Source organism: Pseudomonas sp. NPDC086566 (assembly GCF_050280885.1).
GTDB classification, from domain to species: Bacteria; Pseudomonadota; Gammaproteobacteria; order Pseudomonadales; family Pseudomonadaceae; genus Aquipseudomonas; species Aquipseudomonas vlassakiae.
Window position 1 is genome coordinate 510,764 of the sequence record NZ_JBNNWD010000004.1, and the last position, 14,891, is coordinate 525,654.

Genomic DNA, 14,891 nt, shown 5'->3' on the forward strand with positions numbered 1-14,891 from the left:
TTCAGTTACTGACTCATTGGTCGCTTATGCGTACGGCGGTGTCTGCTTTATAGTGCTGCGACGTGGGCTTGCCGTGGCACCCTGGCGCTGGCCTGTGGTCCAAGCCCTGAACCGTCGTGACTGATTAAGGACAACGCCATGCTGGACTGGAAAAACCGCGAGGCCAAAGCCGAGCCCCGCGAGCGTGTGGATGGCCGCGGCGCCGCAGCCCGTAGCTACCTTGGCGGGCTTTGGAGCCGAGCCCTGGGGACCCTCATCGGGTTGTACCTGCTGGTCTGCATCGGCCTGGGCTGGTACTGGAGCCAGGAGCCGAAGCTGTTCCCGGTACAGCAGAATGCCCAGGCCGCCGCCGAGCGCAGCGGCCAGCAGATGGTAGTCGGCTACACCACCATCGAAACCCTCAAGACCGTGGCTGGGACCTTGCTGAACAAGCCGGGCGGGTACATTTCCAACGACCGCTTCCCGCCGGGCCTGTGGATGGACAACATGCCGAGCTGGGAGTACGGCGTGCTGGTGCAGGTGCGTGACCTGTCCCGTGCCCTGCGCAAGGATTTTGCCCGTTCGCAATCGCAGTCCACCGAAGATGCCGACCTGGCCAAGGCCGAGCCGCGCTTCAACTTCGATAACAAGAGCTGGATCCTGCCTTCGAGCGAGTCGGAGTTCGAAGAGGGCATCAAGTCGCTGACGCGTTACCAGACCCGCCTGGCCGCTGGCGACAAGGGCGCGATCTTCTATACCCGTGCCGACAACCTGAACAACTGGCTGGGTGACGTGGCCACCCGTCTGGGTTCGCTGTCGCAGCGCCTGTCGGCCAGTGTCGGGCGGGTCAAGCTCAACACCACGCTGAAGACCGAGTCGGTCGTTGCCGGCCAGGCGCCACAGGTGGATGAAGAGCTGGTGGAAACCCCATGGCTGCAGATCGACAACGTCTTCTACGAAGCCCGTGGCCAGGCCTGGGCGCTGTCGCACCTGCTGCGCGCCATCGAAGTCGACTTCGCCGACGTGCTGGCGAAGAAGAACGCCACCGTCAGCGTGCGCCAGATCATCCGTGAGCTGGAAGCCTCGCAGGAACCGTTGTGGAGCCCGATGGTGCTCAATGGCAGCGGCTTCGGCATGTGGGCCAACCACTCGCTGGTCATGGCCAACTACATTTCCCGGGCCAACGCTGCCGTCATCGACCTGCGTCAGCTGCTGTCGCAGGGTTGAGCATGGCCATCAGCGCCGACGAGGCCGCCCACCGGGCGGCTTCCGACCGTGAACTGGTCACTTGGGTCGACGAAGCCGACCAGGTGCTTGGCGCGCTGCCCAGGGCCGAGCTGCGCGAGCGTGGCCTGATCGGCCGCTGCACGTTCATCCTATTGTTCAACAGTGCCGGCGAGCTGTGCGTGCACCGGCGGGCCCTGAGCAAGGCGCTGTACCCGGGGTATTGGGACGTGGCGGCCGGTGGCATGGTGACGGCAGGGGAGGCCTATGACGATTCGGCTGCCCGCGAGCTGGCCGAGGAACTGGGGATCGAAGGTGTCGAACTGCGCTTTCATGAGCGGTTCTATTTCGATATGCCGGACAACCACCTGTGGTGCGCGGTGTATTCTGCCGTATCGGATGCCCCCCTGCGTTTGCAGCCTGAGGAAGTGATCGAGGCGAAATTCGTCAGCCTTGAGCAGGCCGAGCAAGACAGCCTGATAAAGCCGTATTGCCCGGACTCGCTGGCGGCGTTGCAGCGCTACAAGGCCAGCCAGGTATAGTTTTTTGGCTGTCCCGGCCTTTTCGCGGGCACGCCCGCTCCCACAGGTACAGCGCCGGTCTCAAGTACGGCACAGCCCTTGTGGGAGCGGGCGTGCCCGCGAATAGTCGCAAAACATTCGCAAAATGGCGCATTCCAGTACTTAGCAAGGGCCTGATTTATCGTTACACTGCGCGCCCTTTTCGGGCTGCCGCAAGATCGTTCGGCAGTAGCGCCGCCCCTGCCAGAGTGGGGCTTCGCGGTCGGGCCCAACCCCTGGGGTCGACCAGTTTTTGTCCTCAGCACAGAGGAACAAAAGTGGCCAAGAAAGCTTCTTCCTTCGCCGCCCTTGGCGGTCTCGTTTACTCCACCGATGCCGGTCGGCACTGCCCCGACTGTGGCCAGCCGGTGGACGCCTGCACCTGCAAGCAGCACGTCATCCCTGAAGGTGACGGCATCGCCCGTGTGCGTCGTGAAAGCAAAGGCCGTGGCGGCAAGACCGTGACGACCGTCACCGGCGTGCCGCTGCCGCTCGACCAGCTCAAGGAGCTGGCCACCACTCTCAAGCGTCGCTGCGGTACAGGCGGTGCGCTGAAGGATGGGGTCATCGAGATCCAGGGCGACCATGTCGAGCTGCTGATCGCCGAGCTGATCAAGCAGGGCTTCAAGGCGAAAAAGTCCGGCGGCTGATACGCCCAGGCGATTTTTTGCCCAACGCTTTCTAAACTCGTTCCGGTGATCTGGGTCTACCCAGGGCACGGACGATTCGTCATTTTCGGCTTTTACACTGCGCCCGCCTCCTTGCGGGGCAGTGTCTTCGACTTATCTATAGGGGACTTCAATGTCCGTACGACGCACACGCAAAGACGATGGTAGCCAATGGACCGTGGCCGACAGCCGCAGTGTTTACGGCATCCGCCATTGGGGCGCTGGTTATTTCGCCATCAATGAAGCCGGGCGCGTCGAAGTGCGCCCCAACGGCCCAGGCAGCGCGCCGATCGACCTGTTCGAGCAGGTCGACGAGCTGCGCCAGAGCGGCCTGTCGCTGCCGCTGCTGGTGCGCTTCCCCGACATCCTGCAGGACCGCGTGCGCCAGCTGACCGGTGCCTTCGATGCCAATATCGCGCGCCTGGAATACCAGAGCCAGTACACCGCGCTGTACCCGATCAAGGTCAACCAGCAGGAAGCGGTGGTGGAAAACATCATCGCCACGCAGGACGTCTCGATCGGCCTTGAAGCCGGTTCCAAGCCTGAGCTGCTGGCGGTGCTGGCGCTGGCGCCGAAAGGCGGCACCATCGTCTGCAACGGCTACAAGGACCGCGAGTTCATCCGCCTGGCGCTGATGGGCCAGAAGCTCGGCCATAACGTGTTCATCGTCATCGAGAAAGAGTCGGAAGTGGCGCTGGTGATCGATGAAGCCGCCGATCTCAAGGTCAAGCCGCAGGTAGGCCTGCGCGTGCGCCTGTCGTCGCTGGCGTCGAGCAAGTGGGCCGACACCGGGGGCGAGAAATCCAAGTTCGGTTTGTCTGCCGCCCAGCTGATCTCGGTGGTGCAGCGCTTCCGCGATGCGGGCCTGGACCAGGGCATCCGCCTGCTGCACTTCCACATGGGTTCGCAGATCGCCAACCTGGCCGACTACCAGCACGGTTTCAAGGAAGCCATCCGCTACTACGGCGAGCTGCGTGCGCTGGGCCTGCCGGTCGACCACATCGACGTCGGCGGTGGCCTGGGTGTGGACTACGACGGTACCCACTCGCGTAACGCCAGTTCGATCAACTACGACATGGACGACTACGCCGGCGTGGTGGTGGGCATGCTCAAGGAGTTCTGCGACGCGCAGGGCTTGCCGCACCCGCACATCTTCTCCGAGAGCGGCCGTTCGCTGACCGCGCACCACGCGATGCTGGTGATCCAGGTGACCGACGTCGAGAAGCACAACGACGACGTGCCAACCATCGACAACAAGGAAGCCCTGCCGGAAACCGTGCAATGGCTGGTCGACCTGCTGGGCCCGACCGATATCGAAATGGTCACCGAAACCTACTGGCGCGCCACCCACTACATGGGCGATGTGGCGGCGCAGTATGCCGATGGCAAGATCAGCCTGGCCGAAAAGGCCCTGGCCGAGCAGTGCTACTTCGCCGTGTGCCGCCGCCTGCACAACTCGCTGAAGGCCCGCCAGCGCTCGCACCGCCAGGTACTTGACGAGCTCAACGACAAGCTGGCCGACAAGTACATCTGCAACTTCTCGGTGTTCCAGAGCCTGCCGGACACCTGGGCCATCGGCCAGGTACTGCCGATCATCCCGCTGCACCGCCTGGACGAAGAGCCGATGCGCCGTGCGGTACTGCAGGACCTGACCTGCGACTCCGACGGCAAGATCAACCAGTACGTCGACGAGCAGAGCATCGAGACCAGCATGCCGGTGCATGCGGTCAAAGAGGGCGAGGATTACTTGCTGGGCGTGTTCCTGGTCGGTGCCTACCAGGAAATCCTGGGCGACATGCACAACCTGTTCGGTGACACCGACTCGGTGAACATCTACCAAAACGCCGATGGCAGCGTGTACCACGCCGGTATCGAGACCCATGACACCATCGAAGACATGCTGCGCTACGTGCATCTGTCGCCGGAGGAGTTGATGACGCATTACCGAGACAAGGTGGCCAGCGCCAAGATCACTGCGCGTGAGCGGACCCAGTTCCTCGATGCGCTGCGTCTTGGTCTGACGCGTTCTTCCTACCTCTCCTCGTGATCGCCGAGGCCGCTCCTGCAAAAGCTGTATGGCTTTTCTTGTGGGAGCGGCCTTGCCGGGGCGCCGGACCGGTCGGAAAGGGCCGCAAGGCGGCCCCTTCTTTTTCTATTTTGGGTGAGCTGTTGCCGTGAGCTCGATAGTGATTGGCACAACAGCACCATTCTCTTTGAGAATCGATGTGCTCGAATAGCTGTACACCGTATCCTGAGTTCGGGCCGCTACTTTCAAACCGTCCACGTGCTCTATCGCGCCAGATTGCCGTGTCACCAGGAAGGGTGTGAGTTTCTTGAGATTCGGTAGCACCTGCTCCTCTTGCTGAGTTTTTTCAGCCACAAAGTACAAATAAATCAGCGGCACTGTCGCGCCCCCGTCATTACTTAGCACTTCATAGACTGCGCTGTGTTTGCCAATAGGGGTGACAGAAACAATCTTGGTCAATACAGGTTTGGAGTCTGAGGTGAGAATCCACAGGGCTTGACCGAGGGCGAGCAGAAGCAGGGCTGCTATCAGCCATTTAGTAGCCGAACGTCTTCGCATATCTGATACCTGCTTTGATCCATTCCTGATCTTCGGGATCGTCACCATAAGGCGGGTCCCCCCACCACGAGCCAAATGTAGAGTTACTGGTGCCAGCACGGCTTTGCGCCCACCCGGCGCCTCTCAACAAGAATTCTTCCGAGAGACCAGCAGCAGTTCCGGTTGCGCCGTAATTGAAATTGCCCAAGGCCTCATACTCCCTTCCTTGTTGTTTGTAATCCCAGTCACCTCGATTTCGAACCTTGGAATAGAACCACGATATTAGAAAGCCGGTTCCGCCATTTTTGAAGTAATGACGCTCACGACTGGCAGCATGCATGTTGCTGATTACACAGACGCCAGAAGGTGCGGGTGGTGGGTACATGATGGCTCCTTGCTCATCGCATAGCTATGGTGATTACCCCTCTGTGGGCAAAGGTCTTTTTTTTGCCTTGAGCAATCTAGTGCAGTCAACTGAGCAATTCTTTCATATTGTGTTCTGCTGCCCTATCCACTTGCCTTGCAGGTTCAACTTCCACCCAACCCACCCCAACGTCACCGCCCGCAACGCCATGAACCCGAGAAAGGCCAACCACAACCCATGGTTGCCAAACCCGCTCATGATCGCACCCAAGGGCAGCGCAATCAGCACCGACAGCACCATCGTGTTACGCATCTCCCGTGCCCGGGTGGCGCCGATGAACAGTCCGTCGAGCAGGTAGCTCCACACCGCGATCAACGGCAGCAGCGCCAGATACGGCAGGTACGGGTAAGCCGCCGTCCGCACGCCATCGATATTGGTCTGCAAGTCGATGAACAGGTGCCCGCCCAGCAGGAAAAGGCCGGCAAACCCCAGGCTGGTGATCAACGACCAACCACAGGCCACCACCAGCGAGCGGCGTAAGGTATCCCGGTCCCGCGCACCAATGGCATGCCCGCACAGCGCCTCCACGGCGTGCGCCAGGCCATCGAGGGCGTAGGCGGTGAGCAGCAGCCCGTTGAGCAGCAGGGCGTTGGCCGCCACCGTAGCTTCACCCAGCCGTGCGCCCTGCACGGTGATCAGCAGGAACACCAGCTGCAACGCCAGGCTGCGCAGGAAAATGTCGCGGTTCACCGCCAGCAATGGCCGCCACGCCTGCCAGCGCTTGAGCGCAGCCCAGGCGATCTGCCCGGGGTAGGCACGAAGCGCTGGGCGGGTCAGGGCCAGGCCGAGCAGGGCAGCGCACCATTCGGCGACCACCGAGGCCCGTGCCGAACCCAGCACGCCCCAGTTCAGGCCCAGCACGAACCACAGGTTGAGGGCGATGTTCAGCAGGTTGGTGGTCAGCAGAATCGCCAGTGGCGCTCGAGCGTTCTGGGTGCCAAGGAACCAGCCGACCAGCGCATAACTGGCGAGCGCTGCCGGCAGGCCGAGCAACCGAGTATGGAAGAAGCCTTCGGTGGCTTGCTGCAACGCCTCGCTCGGTTGCATGGCGTGCAGTGCCAGCTGACTGAAGGGCAGGGCAAGGAGGCCGATCAGTAGCGCGAAGGCCACGGCCAGCAGCAGCCCCTGCACCAGTACCTGGCGCAGCGCCGTGCCGTCGGCACGCCCGGCGGCCTGTGCCGCGAAGCCAGTGGAGCCCATGCGCAGGAAGCCCATCAGGCCGACCATGAAAGTGAACAGCGTGGCGCCCACTGCCACCGCGCCGAGCTGGTGGGCGTGGGGCAGGTGGCCGATCACGGTGCTGTCGACCAAGGCCACCAGCGGTACCGAAATGTTGGAGAGGATCATCGGCGCGGCCAGCGCCCATACCCTGCGGTGGGTGGGGCGGTGCTGCCAGTCGGTGGTCAGTTGCGACATTGCAATTCCTGAGGCTGTGGGGCGCGAAGCGGCCCCAGGGTTCGGCTGGTCACAGTGTACCGGCCGGGCAACCAATCTGCGCGAACATGGTCTCACTTGCCGCATCGACGAAAGCCCCGGACGCGCCGTTGCGCTATAGTTGCTGCCCTTACGTACACGCTGCCAAAGAGTTACCACTCCATGCTCAACAAAGGATTGTTGCTGGCCTGCGCGCTGGCCCTGCTCAGTGCCTGTGATTCCTCGACGCCGGACAAGCCCGCGTCCCCCGAAAAACCGGCTGCAAGCGCTGCGGTCGAGGCCCCCGCGGCCAAGCGAGAAGACCCTGCCGTCCTCGCCAAACGCTATGAGGGGCGCGAGCTCAGCGTGCTGGACGTCTCTGAAGTGCAACTCGATGGCGCCAGTACCCTGTCGATCAGCTTCTCGGCGCCGCTGGACGCCAAGCAGGACTTCGCCGCCAAGGTGCACCTGGTCGATACGGTCAAAGGCAAGGTCGATGGCGCCTGGGAACTCTCCGACAACCAGATGGAATTGCGCCTGCGCCACCTCGAGCCGCAGCGCAAGCTGGTGCTGACCGTCGACAAGGGCCTGCTGGCCGTCAACGGCAACAAGCTCGACAGTGAATCCGTGAGCCGCCTGGAAACCCGTGACATGCAGGCCACTGTCGGCTTTGCCAGCCGCGGTTCGTTACTGCCCACGCGCCTGGCCGAAGGCCTGCCGGTGATCGCGTTGAACGTGCCGAAGGTCGATGTCGAGTTCTTCCGGGTCAAGCCAGAGATGCTCTCGACCTTCCTCGCCAACTGGGGCCGCAACAGCAGCCTGTACTACTACCAGTCCAAGGAAACCCTGGACATGGCCGAGCTGGTCTACAGCGGCCGCTTCGACCTGAACCCGGCGCGCAACACCCGCGAGACCGTGCTGCTGCCGATTGCAGGCATCAAGCCGCTGCAGGAGCCCGGTGTGTACCTGGCAGTGATGCGCGCCTCGGGTACCTATGACTATTCACAGCCGGCGACGCTGTTCACCCTCAGCGACATCGGCGTGTCCGCCCACCGCTACCGTGACCGCCTGGATGTGTTCGCCCAGGCCCTGGAAGGCGGCAAGGCGCTCAAGGACGTCAACCTCGAATTGCATGACGACAAGGGCAAGCTGCTGGCCCAGGCCAGGACCGATGGCGCCGGCCATGCCCAACTGCCGATCACCGCCAAGGCCGATACGCTGATCGCTACCCAGGGCGTGCACACCACCCTGCTGCGGCTGAACACCGCGGCCCTGGACCTGGCCGAGTTCGACATCACCGGCCCTCAGGCCAACCCGCTGCAATTCTTCATCTTCGGCCCGCGCGACCTCTACCGCCCGGGTGAAACGGTGCTGCTCAACGGCTTGCTGCGCGACCAGGATGGCAAGCCGGTGAAGGCCCAGCCGGTCAGCGTCGAGGTGCGCCGCCCGGATGAACAGGTCAGCCGCAAGTTCGTCTGGGAAGCTGACGCCAGTGGTCTGTATCAATACCAGTTGCAGCTGGCCACGGAGGCGCCGACTGGCCGCTGGCAACTGCTGCTCGACCTGGGTGGCGGGCGCAAGCAGGTTTATGAGTTCCTGGTCGAAGACTTCCTCCCCGAGCGCCTGGCGCTTGAGCTCAAGGGCAGCGATACGCCGCTGTCGCCCGAGGAGGATGCGCGCATCCAGGTCAATGGCCGCTACCTCTACGGTGCGCCTGCCGCTGGCAATCGCCTGAGTGGCCAAGCCTATGTGCGCCCGCTGCGTGAAGCGGTGCCAGCGCTGCCGGGTTACCAGTTCGGCTCCGTGACCGAAACCGAATTGGCCCAGGACCTGGAACTCGACGAAGTTACCCTCGACCAGGCCGGCAAAGCAGTGGTCGATATCGAGAGCCATTGGGCCGAAGCACGCTCGCCGTTGCAGTTGACCGTGCAGGCCAGCCTGCAGGAATCCGGCGGCCGGCCAATCACCCGCCGCCTCGAGCAGCCGATCTGGCCTGCCGAGCGCCTGCCCGGCCTGCGCGGCCTGTTCGACGGCGAAGAAACCGACAGCGACGGCCCGGTCGAATTCGAAGTTCTCGTGGCCGACCGCAAAGGCAACAAGCTCGCCGCCAATGACCTGAAGGTGCGACTGATCCGTGAGCGTCGCGACTACTACTGGAACTACTCGCAGAGCGATGGCTGGAGCTACGACTACAACGAAAAATTCCTCACCCAGAGCGAGGAGACGGTCAGCGTCAAGGCCGGCTCCACTGCAAAATTGAGCTTCCAGGTGGAATGGGGCCCGTACCGGGTCGAGGTGGAAGACCCTGAGACCGGGCTGGTTTCCAGCGAGCGCTTCTGGGCCGGTTACCGCGCCCAGGACAACGCCGAAGGCGGCGCGGTGCGGCCCGACCAGGTGAAGCTGGCGCTGGACAAGCCGGCCTATGCCGACGGTGCCACCGCCAAGGTCACCGTGACCCCGCCTGCGGCCGGCAGTGGCTACCTGATGATCGAGTCCAGCGATGGCCCGCTGTGGTGGCAGGAAATCGAGGTGCCCGCCGAGGGCAAGACCTTCGATGTGCAACTGGACAAACAATGGGCGCGCCACGACCTGTACATCAGCGCGCTGGTGATCCGCCCGGGTGAACGCAAGGCCAATGCCACGCCCAAGCGCGCCGTCGGCGTGCTGCACCTGCCGCTGGCGCGGGCCGAGCGCAAGCTGGCGGTCAGCCTGCAGGCGCCTGAGAAGATGCGGCCCAAGCAGCCGCTGACGGTAAAGATCAAGGCCGCCAATGCCGATGGCAGCGTGCCGAAGCAGGTGCACGTGTTGCTGTCCGCAGTCGACGTGGGCATCCTCAACATCACCGACTTCAAGACCCCCGACCCGTTCGCCAGCCTGTTCGGCCGCAAGGCCTACGGTGCCGACCAGCTGGACATCTACGGCCAGCTGATCGAGGCCGGCCAGGGCCGTTTGGCCAGCCTGGCCTTCGGCGGTGACGCGGCGATGGCGAAGGGGGGCAAGCGCCCTAACACCACGGTGACCATCGTTGCCCAGCAAAGCCTGCCGGTGACCCTGAACGACCAGGGCGAAGGCGAGGCAAGCGTGGATATTCCCGATTTCAATGGCGAGTTGCGGCTGATGGCCCAGGCCTGGACCGACGAGCACTTCGGCATGGCCGAAGGCAAGACGGTGGTGGCCGCGCCGCTGATCGCCGAGCTGTCGGCGCCGCGCTTCCTGGCGGGTGGTGACCGCACCAGCCTGGCGCTGGACCTGGCCAACCTGTCGGGGCGTGCCCAGCAGTTGAATGTCGAGATCCTTGCCGAGGGCCAGTTGAGCCTGACGGCCAGCGCCCAGCAGGCTGTCGCCCTGGCCGAAGGCCAGCGCAGCACGCTGCTCATCCCGGTACAGGCCCAGGGTGGCCTGGGGCAGGGCAAGGTGCGGGTGCGGGTCAATGGCCTGCAACTGCCGGGCGAACCGGCAAACACCTTCGAACGCGAATGGACGTTGGGCGTGCGCCCGGCCTACCCGGCGCTGCTCAAGCATTACCGTGTGGCCCTCAAGGACCAGCCATGGACCCTGCCGGAAAGCGACCTGGCCGCCTTCGAGCCAGCCGGCCTTGAAGCCAGCCTGGCGCTGTCGAGCCGCCCGCCACTGAACCTCGCCGAGCAGATCCGCGCCCTCGAAGCCTACCCTTACGGCTGCCTGGAGCAGACCACCAGCGGCCTCTACCCGTCGCTGTACGCTGATGCCGAAAGCCTCAAACGCCTGGGCATCAAGGGCGAGCCGGCCGAGGTGCGCAAGCGCAAGATCGAGATGGGCATCGAGCACCTGCTGGGCATGCAGCGCTACAACGGCAGCTTCGGCCTGTGGAGCTCGGACAGTGAAGAGGAATACTGGCTGACCGCCTATGTCACCGACTTCCTGTTGCGTGCCCGCGACCAAGGCTACGGCGTGCCGGCCGAGGCCTTGAAGAAGGCCAACGAACGCCTGTTGCGCTACCTCCAGGAACGTAATCTGATCGAAGTCGACTACAGCGAAAATGCCGAGCACACCCGCTTTGCCGTACAGGCCTATGCTGCGCTGGTGCTGTCGCGCAGCCAGCAGGCACCGCTGGGTGCCCTGCGCAGCCTGTTCGAGCGCCGTGCCGATGCCCGCTCCGGCCTGCCGCTGGTGCAACTGGCAGTAGCGCTGGACGCCATGGGCGACAAGCCGCGTGCCGGGCAGGCGCTGCAGGCGGGCCTGGGCATCAGCCGCAGCAAGGGCTGGATGGCCGACTACGGCAGCAGCCTGCGCGACCAGGCGCTGATCCTGGCGCTGCTGCAGGAAAGCAAGCTGGCCAGCAACCAGGTCGACCAGCGCCTGTTCGCCCTGTCGGACGAGCTGGCGGCCAACCGTTGGCTGTCGACCCAGGAGCGCAATGCCTTGTACCTGGCCGGCCGGGGGCTGCTGGGCAAGCCGGAAGCGCCGTGGAAGGCACGCCTGGACAGTGCCGGTGAGGTGCGTGAGTTCAATAATGTCGAGGCGGGCATGAAGCTCGAGGGGCCGTTGCTGGCCTCACCTCTGACTGTGCAGAACGAGGGCAGCGAAACGCTCTACCAGCAACTGACCCTGTCGGGCTATCCACGCCAGGCGCCTGCTACCGGTGGCAACGGCATGGAGATTCGCCGCGACTACCTGGGCATGAATGGCCAGCCGCTGGACCTGCATAACCTGCGCAGCGGCGACCTGGTGCTGGTGCACCTGGCGCTCAAGAGCAGCGATCGCGTGCCGGATGCATTGGTGGTTGACCTGCTGCCTGCTGGCCTGGAACTGGAGAACCAGAACCTGGCCCAGAGCGCTGCCAGCCTGGACAACGCCAGCAGCGCGGTGAAGCAGTGGCGCGAGTCGATGCAGAACGCCAGCGTGGTGCATCAGGAGTACCGTGATGACCGCTACGTGGCGGCCCTCAAGCTCGACGGCTATGGCACCACGCACCTGTTGTACCTGGCGCGTGCGGTGACCCCGGGCACCTACCGGGTGCCGCCGCCACAAGTGGAGTCGATGTATCGGCCGAACCTGCAGGCCGTGGGGGACGGGCAAGGGGAGATGACTGTAAAAGCCCGCTAAGCACCTGCCTTGCACGGACTATGTGGGAGCGGCCTTGTGTCGCGAAAGGGCCGCAAAGCGGCCCCGGCATTTCAAGCTACGGAGCTGAGATCCTGGGGCTGCTGCGCAGCCCTTTCGCGACACAAGGCCGCCCCACAGGTCCGCGCCGGGCAGTTCAATGTCAGTGAATCACCCAGCTCATCACCCACAGCCCCAGCATCAGCCAGATGATCCCGAGGATGATCGAAGCACGCATGAAGGCGCGGATCGCCGAGTACAGCAGCATCAGGCCGATGATCAGGGCGAGGATGCTGAGCAGCGAGGTGTCCATGCCCAACGTGCGTGCCAGGCCATCGATGAAATTGCCCCCGGCGTTGGCCAGCAGGTTGAACAGGCCGCTCAAGGCGTCGACGATGAAGCGGATCACCGACCCCAGTGCCTGGCCAAGCCACTCGAAAAAACCTTCTACATGCATAGTTGCTTCCTGATGAACGAATCGGCACGTTTGCCGTTCCCAAGCCTTTGGCCACTACCTGGCCAGGTCGGTTCCCGATGCCAAGCTTAGCGCGGCCGCGTACCCGAGCGGGAAGGCTTGTGCGTGCTGCCGCGGTCAGCATCCTGATGTTGCTCGGCCTGTTGTGGCTGGCCGACCGCATCTGGCCGCTGCCGTTGCCGGGCAATGACCTGGCAAGGGTGGTGCTGGCTGAAGACGGCACTCCATTGTGGCGCTTTGCCGATGCCGATGGGGTGTGGCGCTATCCGGTCAGCCCGGAGGATGTTTCACCGCTTTACCTGCAGGCCCTGTTGACCTACGAAGACCGCTGGTTCTACCACCACCCAGGGGTCAACCCGCTGGCGTTGGCGCGGGCGGTCTGGCTCAACCTGCGCGGTGGGCGGGTAGTGTCTGGCGGCAGCACGTTGTCGATGCAGGTTGCCCGACTGCTCGACCCGCATGATCGGACCTTGGCCGGCAAGCTGCGGCAGCTGTGGCGCACCGTCCAGCTGGAGTGGCACCTGTCCAAGCGCGAGATCCTGCAGATCTACCTGAACCGTGCCCCGTTCGGCGGGACCTTGCAGGGCGTGGCAGCGGCCAGCTGGGCTTACCTGGGCAAGTCGCCGCAGCAGCTCACACCCGCCGAAGCCGCACTGCTGGCCGTGCTGCCGCAGGCACCGAGCCGCTTGCGCCCGGACCGCCACCCGGCCCGTGCCCAACGCGCCCGCGACAAGGTGTTGCAGCGCCTGGACGAGTACCAGGTGTGGCCGGCGCAACAGATCAAGGAGGCGGCTGAAGAGCCATTGCTGCTGGCCCCGCGTCAGGAACCTGCGCTTGCTCCGCTGCTGGCGCGGCGGCTGTACACCGCTGACAGCCCGACGTTGATTCGCACCACCCTCGACGCCTCGTTGCAACGGCGTCTGGAAGACCTGTTGCTGGGGTGGCGTGCGCGCTTGCCGGAGCGCACCTCGGCGGCGATCCTGGTGGTCGAGGCACAAACCATGGCGGTACGCGCCTACCTGGGCTCGATCGACCTGAACGACGAGCGCCGTTTTGGCCATGTCGACATGGTCCGCTCATTACGCTCGCCGGGTTCGACGCTCAAGCCGTTTCTTTACGGCCTGGCCATGGATGATGGCCTGATTCATTCCGAATCGCTGTTGCAGGATGTGCCGCGGCGCTACGGCGACTATCGCCCCGGCAATTTCTCGATGGGCTTCAGCGGCCCGGTCTCTGCCAGTTCGGCGCTGGCGCTGTCGCTCAACCTGCCAGCGGTGCAATTGCTCGAAGCCTATGGCCCCAAGCGCTTCGCCGCACAGTTACGCATGGCCGGCGTGCCGTTGGCGCTGCCGCCGTTGGCCGAGCCCAACCTGGCATTGATTCTGGGCGGAGCCGGCAGCCGCCTGGAGGACCTGGTCGGCGGTTATGCGGCGCTGGCCCGGGGTGGCAACAGTGCGCAGGTACGCCTGCAACCGCAGGATCCCTTGCTGGAGCGCCAATTGATGTCGCCAGGCGCGGCCTGGATCATCCGGCGCATCCTCAGTGGCCAGGCGCGGCCCGACCGCGACCCGCATGCCGAACTGGTACAGCGCCCACAACTGGCCTGGAAGACCGGCACCAGCTATGGCTTCCGCGATGCCTGGTCGATCGGCGTCGGGCCGCGCTACCTGATCGGTGTCTGGATCGGTCGCCCTGATGGCACGCCCGTGCCCGGGCAGTTCGGCCTGGCCTCGGCGGCGCCGCTGATGCTGCAAGTGCATGACCTGCTGAGCAACCGCGACAGCCAGCGAGGCATCCGGGTGCCAGTGGAGCGCGTGCCGGACAGTGTCGGGGTGGCGGCCATCTGCTGGCCGCTGGGCCAGCCCATGAACCGGCAGGACCCGAACTGTCGGCGCCAGCGCTTTGCCTGGACCCTCGATGGCACCACGCCTCCCACCTTGCAGGCCGCCGACCAGCCGCTCGGCCTGGGGCTGCGCGAAAGCATCTGGGTCAATGCCCAGGGCCTGCGCGTGGATGGCAGTTGCCCCGGGGCCAAGGCGCTCGACATCGCGTTGTGGCCAGCGCCGCTGGAGCCTTGGTTGCCACGCGTCGAGCGGCGTGCGGCGCGGCTGCCGGCGGTGGACCCGAGCTGCCCGCCCCAGGTACCGGCCAGTGCGCCGCCGCTGTCCATCGTCGGCGTGCGCCCCGGCGACCACCTGCGGCGCCCGGCCTCCAGCAGTGAACCCTTGCAATTGCAGGTGTCTGCCCTCGGCGGTGGCGGGCGGCGCTGGTGGTTCCTCAACGGCCAGCCGCTGGGCGAAAGCGAAGGGCAGGGCAGCATGCTGGTGCGCTTCGACCAGGCCGGGCAGTTCGAACTCAGTGCCTTGGACGAAAGTGGAGAAACGGCGCGGGTGGCGTTCCAGGTCAACGAGTAGGGTTCGACGTTTACCAGGGCAACACCTACGCTTGCATGTGACGGGTGAGGCCGGCGACGCCCCGGTACCCAAGGGATTGTGGAGTGACC

Annotated in this window: 10 protein-coding genes; 6 read left to right on the plus strand and 4 right to left on the minus strand. The window is 64.5% G+C overall.

The annotated features are described in order from the left end of the window. Window positions 1-138 precede the first annotated feature (138 nt). The 4 genes from ACQKPS_RS12240 (at window position 139) to speA (ending at window position 4,478) form a co-directional block, all read left to right on the plus strand. On the plus strand, window positions 139-1,206 hold the full coding sequence (locus tag ACQKPS_RS12240; protein ID WP_054886852.1) for a DUF2333 family protein: 1,068 nt from the start codon (window positions 139-141) through the stop codon (window positions 1,204-1,206). A gap of 2 nt (window positions 1,207-1,208) precedes the next feature. Then, on the plus strand, window positions 1,209-1,745 hold the full coding sequence (locus tag ACQKPS_RS12245) for an NUDIX hydrolase (protein WP_254482985.1): 537 nt from the start codon (window positions 1,209-1,211) through the stop codon (window positions 1,743-1,745). Window positions 1,746-2,041: 296 nt separating this feature from the next. Further along, window positions 2,042-2,413: a translation initiation factor Sui1 gene (locus tag ACQKPS_RS12250; RefSeq protein ID WP_176509643.1), complete on the plus strand. Its 372-nt coding sequence runs from the start codon at window positions 2,042-2,044 to the stop codon at window positions 2,411-2,413. A gap of 151 nt (window positions 2,414-2,564) precedes the next feature. Then, window positions 2,565-4,478, plus strand: a complete 1,914-nt coding sequence (gene speA / locus ACQKPS_RS12255; RefSeq protein ID WP_254482986.1) for an arginine decarboxylase — start codon at window positions 2,565-2,567, stop codon at window positions 4,476-4,478. Window positions 4,479-4,583: 105 nt separating this feature from the next. Here speA and ACQKPS_RS12260 read toward each other — a convergent pair whose 3' ends face one another. The 3 genes from ACQKPS_RS12260 to ACQKPS_RS12270 form a co-directional block, all read right to left on the minus strand. Next, entirely contained in the window at window positions 4,584-5,015 is a 432-nt protein-coding gene (locus tag ACQKPS_RS12260; protein WP_254482987.1) for a hypothetical protein, read from the minus strand. Beyond that, entirely contained in the window at window positions 4,993-5,379 is a 387-nt protein-coding gene (locus ACQKPS_RS12265) for a polymorphic toxin type 44 domain-containing protein (RefSeq protein ID WP_254482988.1), read from the minus strand. Before ACQKPS_RS12265 ends, ACQKPS_RS12260 begins: the two co-directional genes overlap by 23 nt. 102 nt (window positions 5,380-5,481) lie before the next feature. Next, entirely contained in the window at window positions 5,482-6,834 is a 1,353-nt protein-coding gene (locus ACQKPS_RS12270) for an MATE family efflux transporter (protein ID WP_427604224.1), read from the minus strand. 180 nt (window positions 6,835-7,014) lie between these two features. Here ACQKPS_RS12270 and ACQKPS_RS12275 point away from each other — a divergent pair, with 180 nt between their 5' ends. Further along, window positions 7,015-11,916 carry an alpha-2-macroglobulin family protein gene (locus tag ACQKPS_RS12275; RefSeq protein WP_427604226.1) on the plus strand — a complete coding sequence of 1,634 codons (4,902 nt, stop codon included), beginning with the start codon at window positions 7,015-7,017 and terminating at the stop codon, window positions 11,914-11,916. A 160-nt stretch (window positions 11,917-12,076) separates the two neighbouring features. Here the strand turns inward: ACQKPS_RS12275 and ACQKPS_RS12280 are convergent, their stop codons facing one another. Continuing rightward, window positions 12,077-12,370 carry a hypothetical protein gene (locus ACQKPS_RS12280; protein ID WP_254482997.1) on the minus strand — a complete coding sequence of 98 codons (294 nt, stop codon included), beginning with the start codon at window positions 12,368-12,370 and terminating at the stop codon, window positions 12,077-12,079. Between the two features lie 77 nt (window positions 12,371-12,447). On the opposite strand from ACQKPS_RS12280, the gene pbpC reads away from it, so the two are divergent. Continuing rightward, a complete protein-coding gene (pbpC, locus tag ACQKPS_RS12285; protein ID WP_254482999.1) occupies window positions 12,448-14,802 on the plus strand; it encodes a peptidoglycan glycosyltransferase PbpC in 2,355 nt (784 codons plus the stop codon). Window positions 14,803-14,891 lie beyond the last annotated feature (89 nt).

Excerpts from the sequence above, each read along its gene's own strand:
- ACQKPS_RS12245 (WP_254482985.1), top strand. The coding sequence starts at position 1,209 with ATGGCCATCAGCGCCGACGAGGCCGCCCACCGGGCGGCTTCCGACCGT.
- ACQKPS_RS12280 (WP_254482997.1), bottom strand. The coding sequence starts at position 12,370 with ATGCATGTAGAAGGTTTTTTCGAGTGGCTTGGCCAGGCACTGGGGTCG.
- ACQKPS_RS12265 (WP_254482988.1), bottom strand. The coding sequence starts at position 5,379 with ATGTACCCACCACCCGCACCTTCTGGCGTCTGTGTAATCAGCAACATG.
- speA (WP_254482986.1), top strand. The coding sequence starts at position 2,565 with ATGTCCGTACGACGCACACGCAAAGACGATGGTAGCCAATGGACCGTG.
- ACQKPS_RS12240 (WP_054886852.1), top strand. The coding sequence starts at position 139 with ATGCTGGACTGGAAAAACCGCGAGGCCAAAGCCGAGCCCCGCGAGCGT.
- ACQKPS_RS12260 (WP_254482987.1), bottom strand. The coding sequence starts at position 5,015 with ATGCGAAGACGTTCGGCTACTAAATGGCTGATAGCAGCCCTGCTTCTG.
- ACQKPS_RS12270 (WP_427604224.1), bottom strand. The coding sequence starts at position 6,834 with ATGTCGCAACTGACCACCGACTGGCAGCACCGCCCCACCCACCGCAGG.
- pbpC (WP_254482999.1), top strand. The coding sequence starts at position 12,448 with ATGCCAAGCTTAGCGCGGCCGCGTACCCGAGCGGGAAGGCTTGTGCGT.
- ACQKPS_RS12275 (WP_427604226.1), top strand. The coding sequence starts at position 7,015 with ATGCTCAACAAAGGATTGTTGCTGGCCTGCGCGCTGGCCCTGCTCAGT.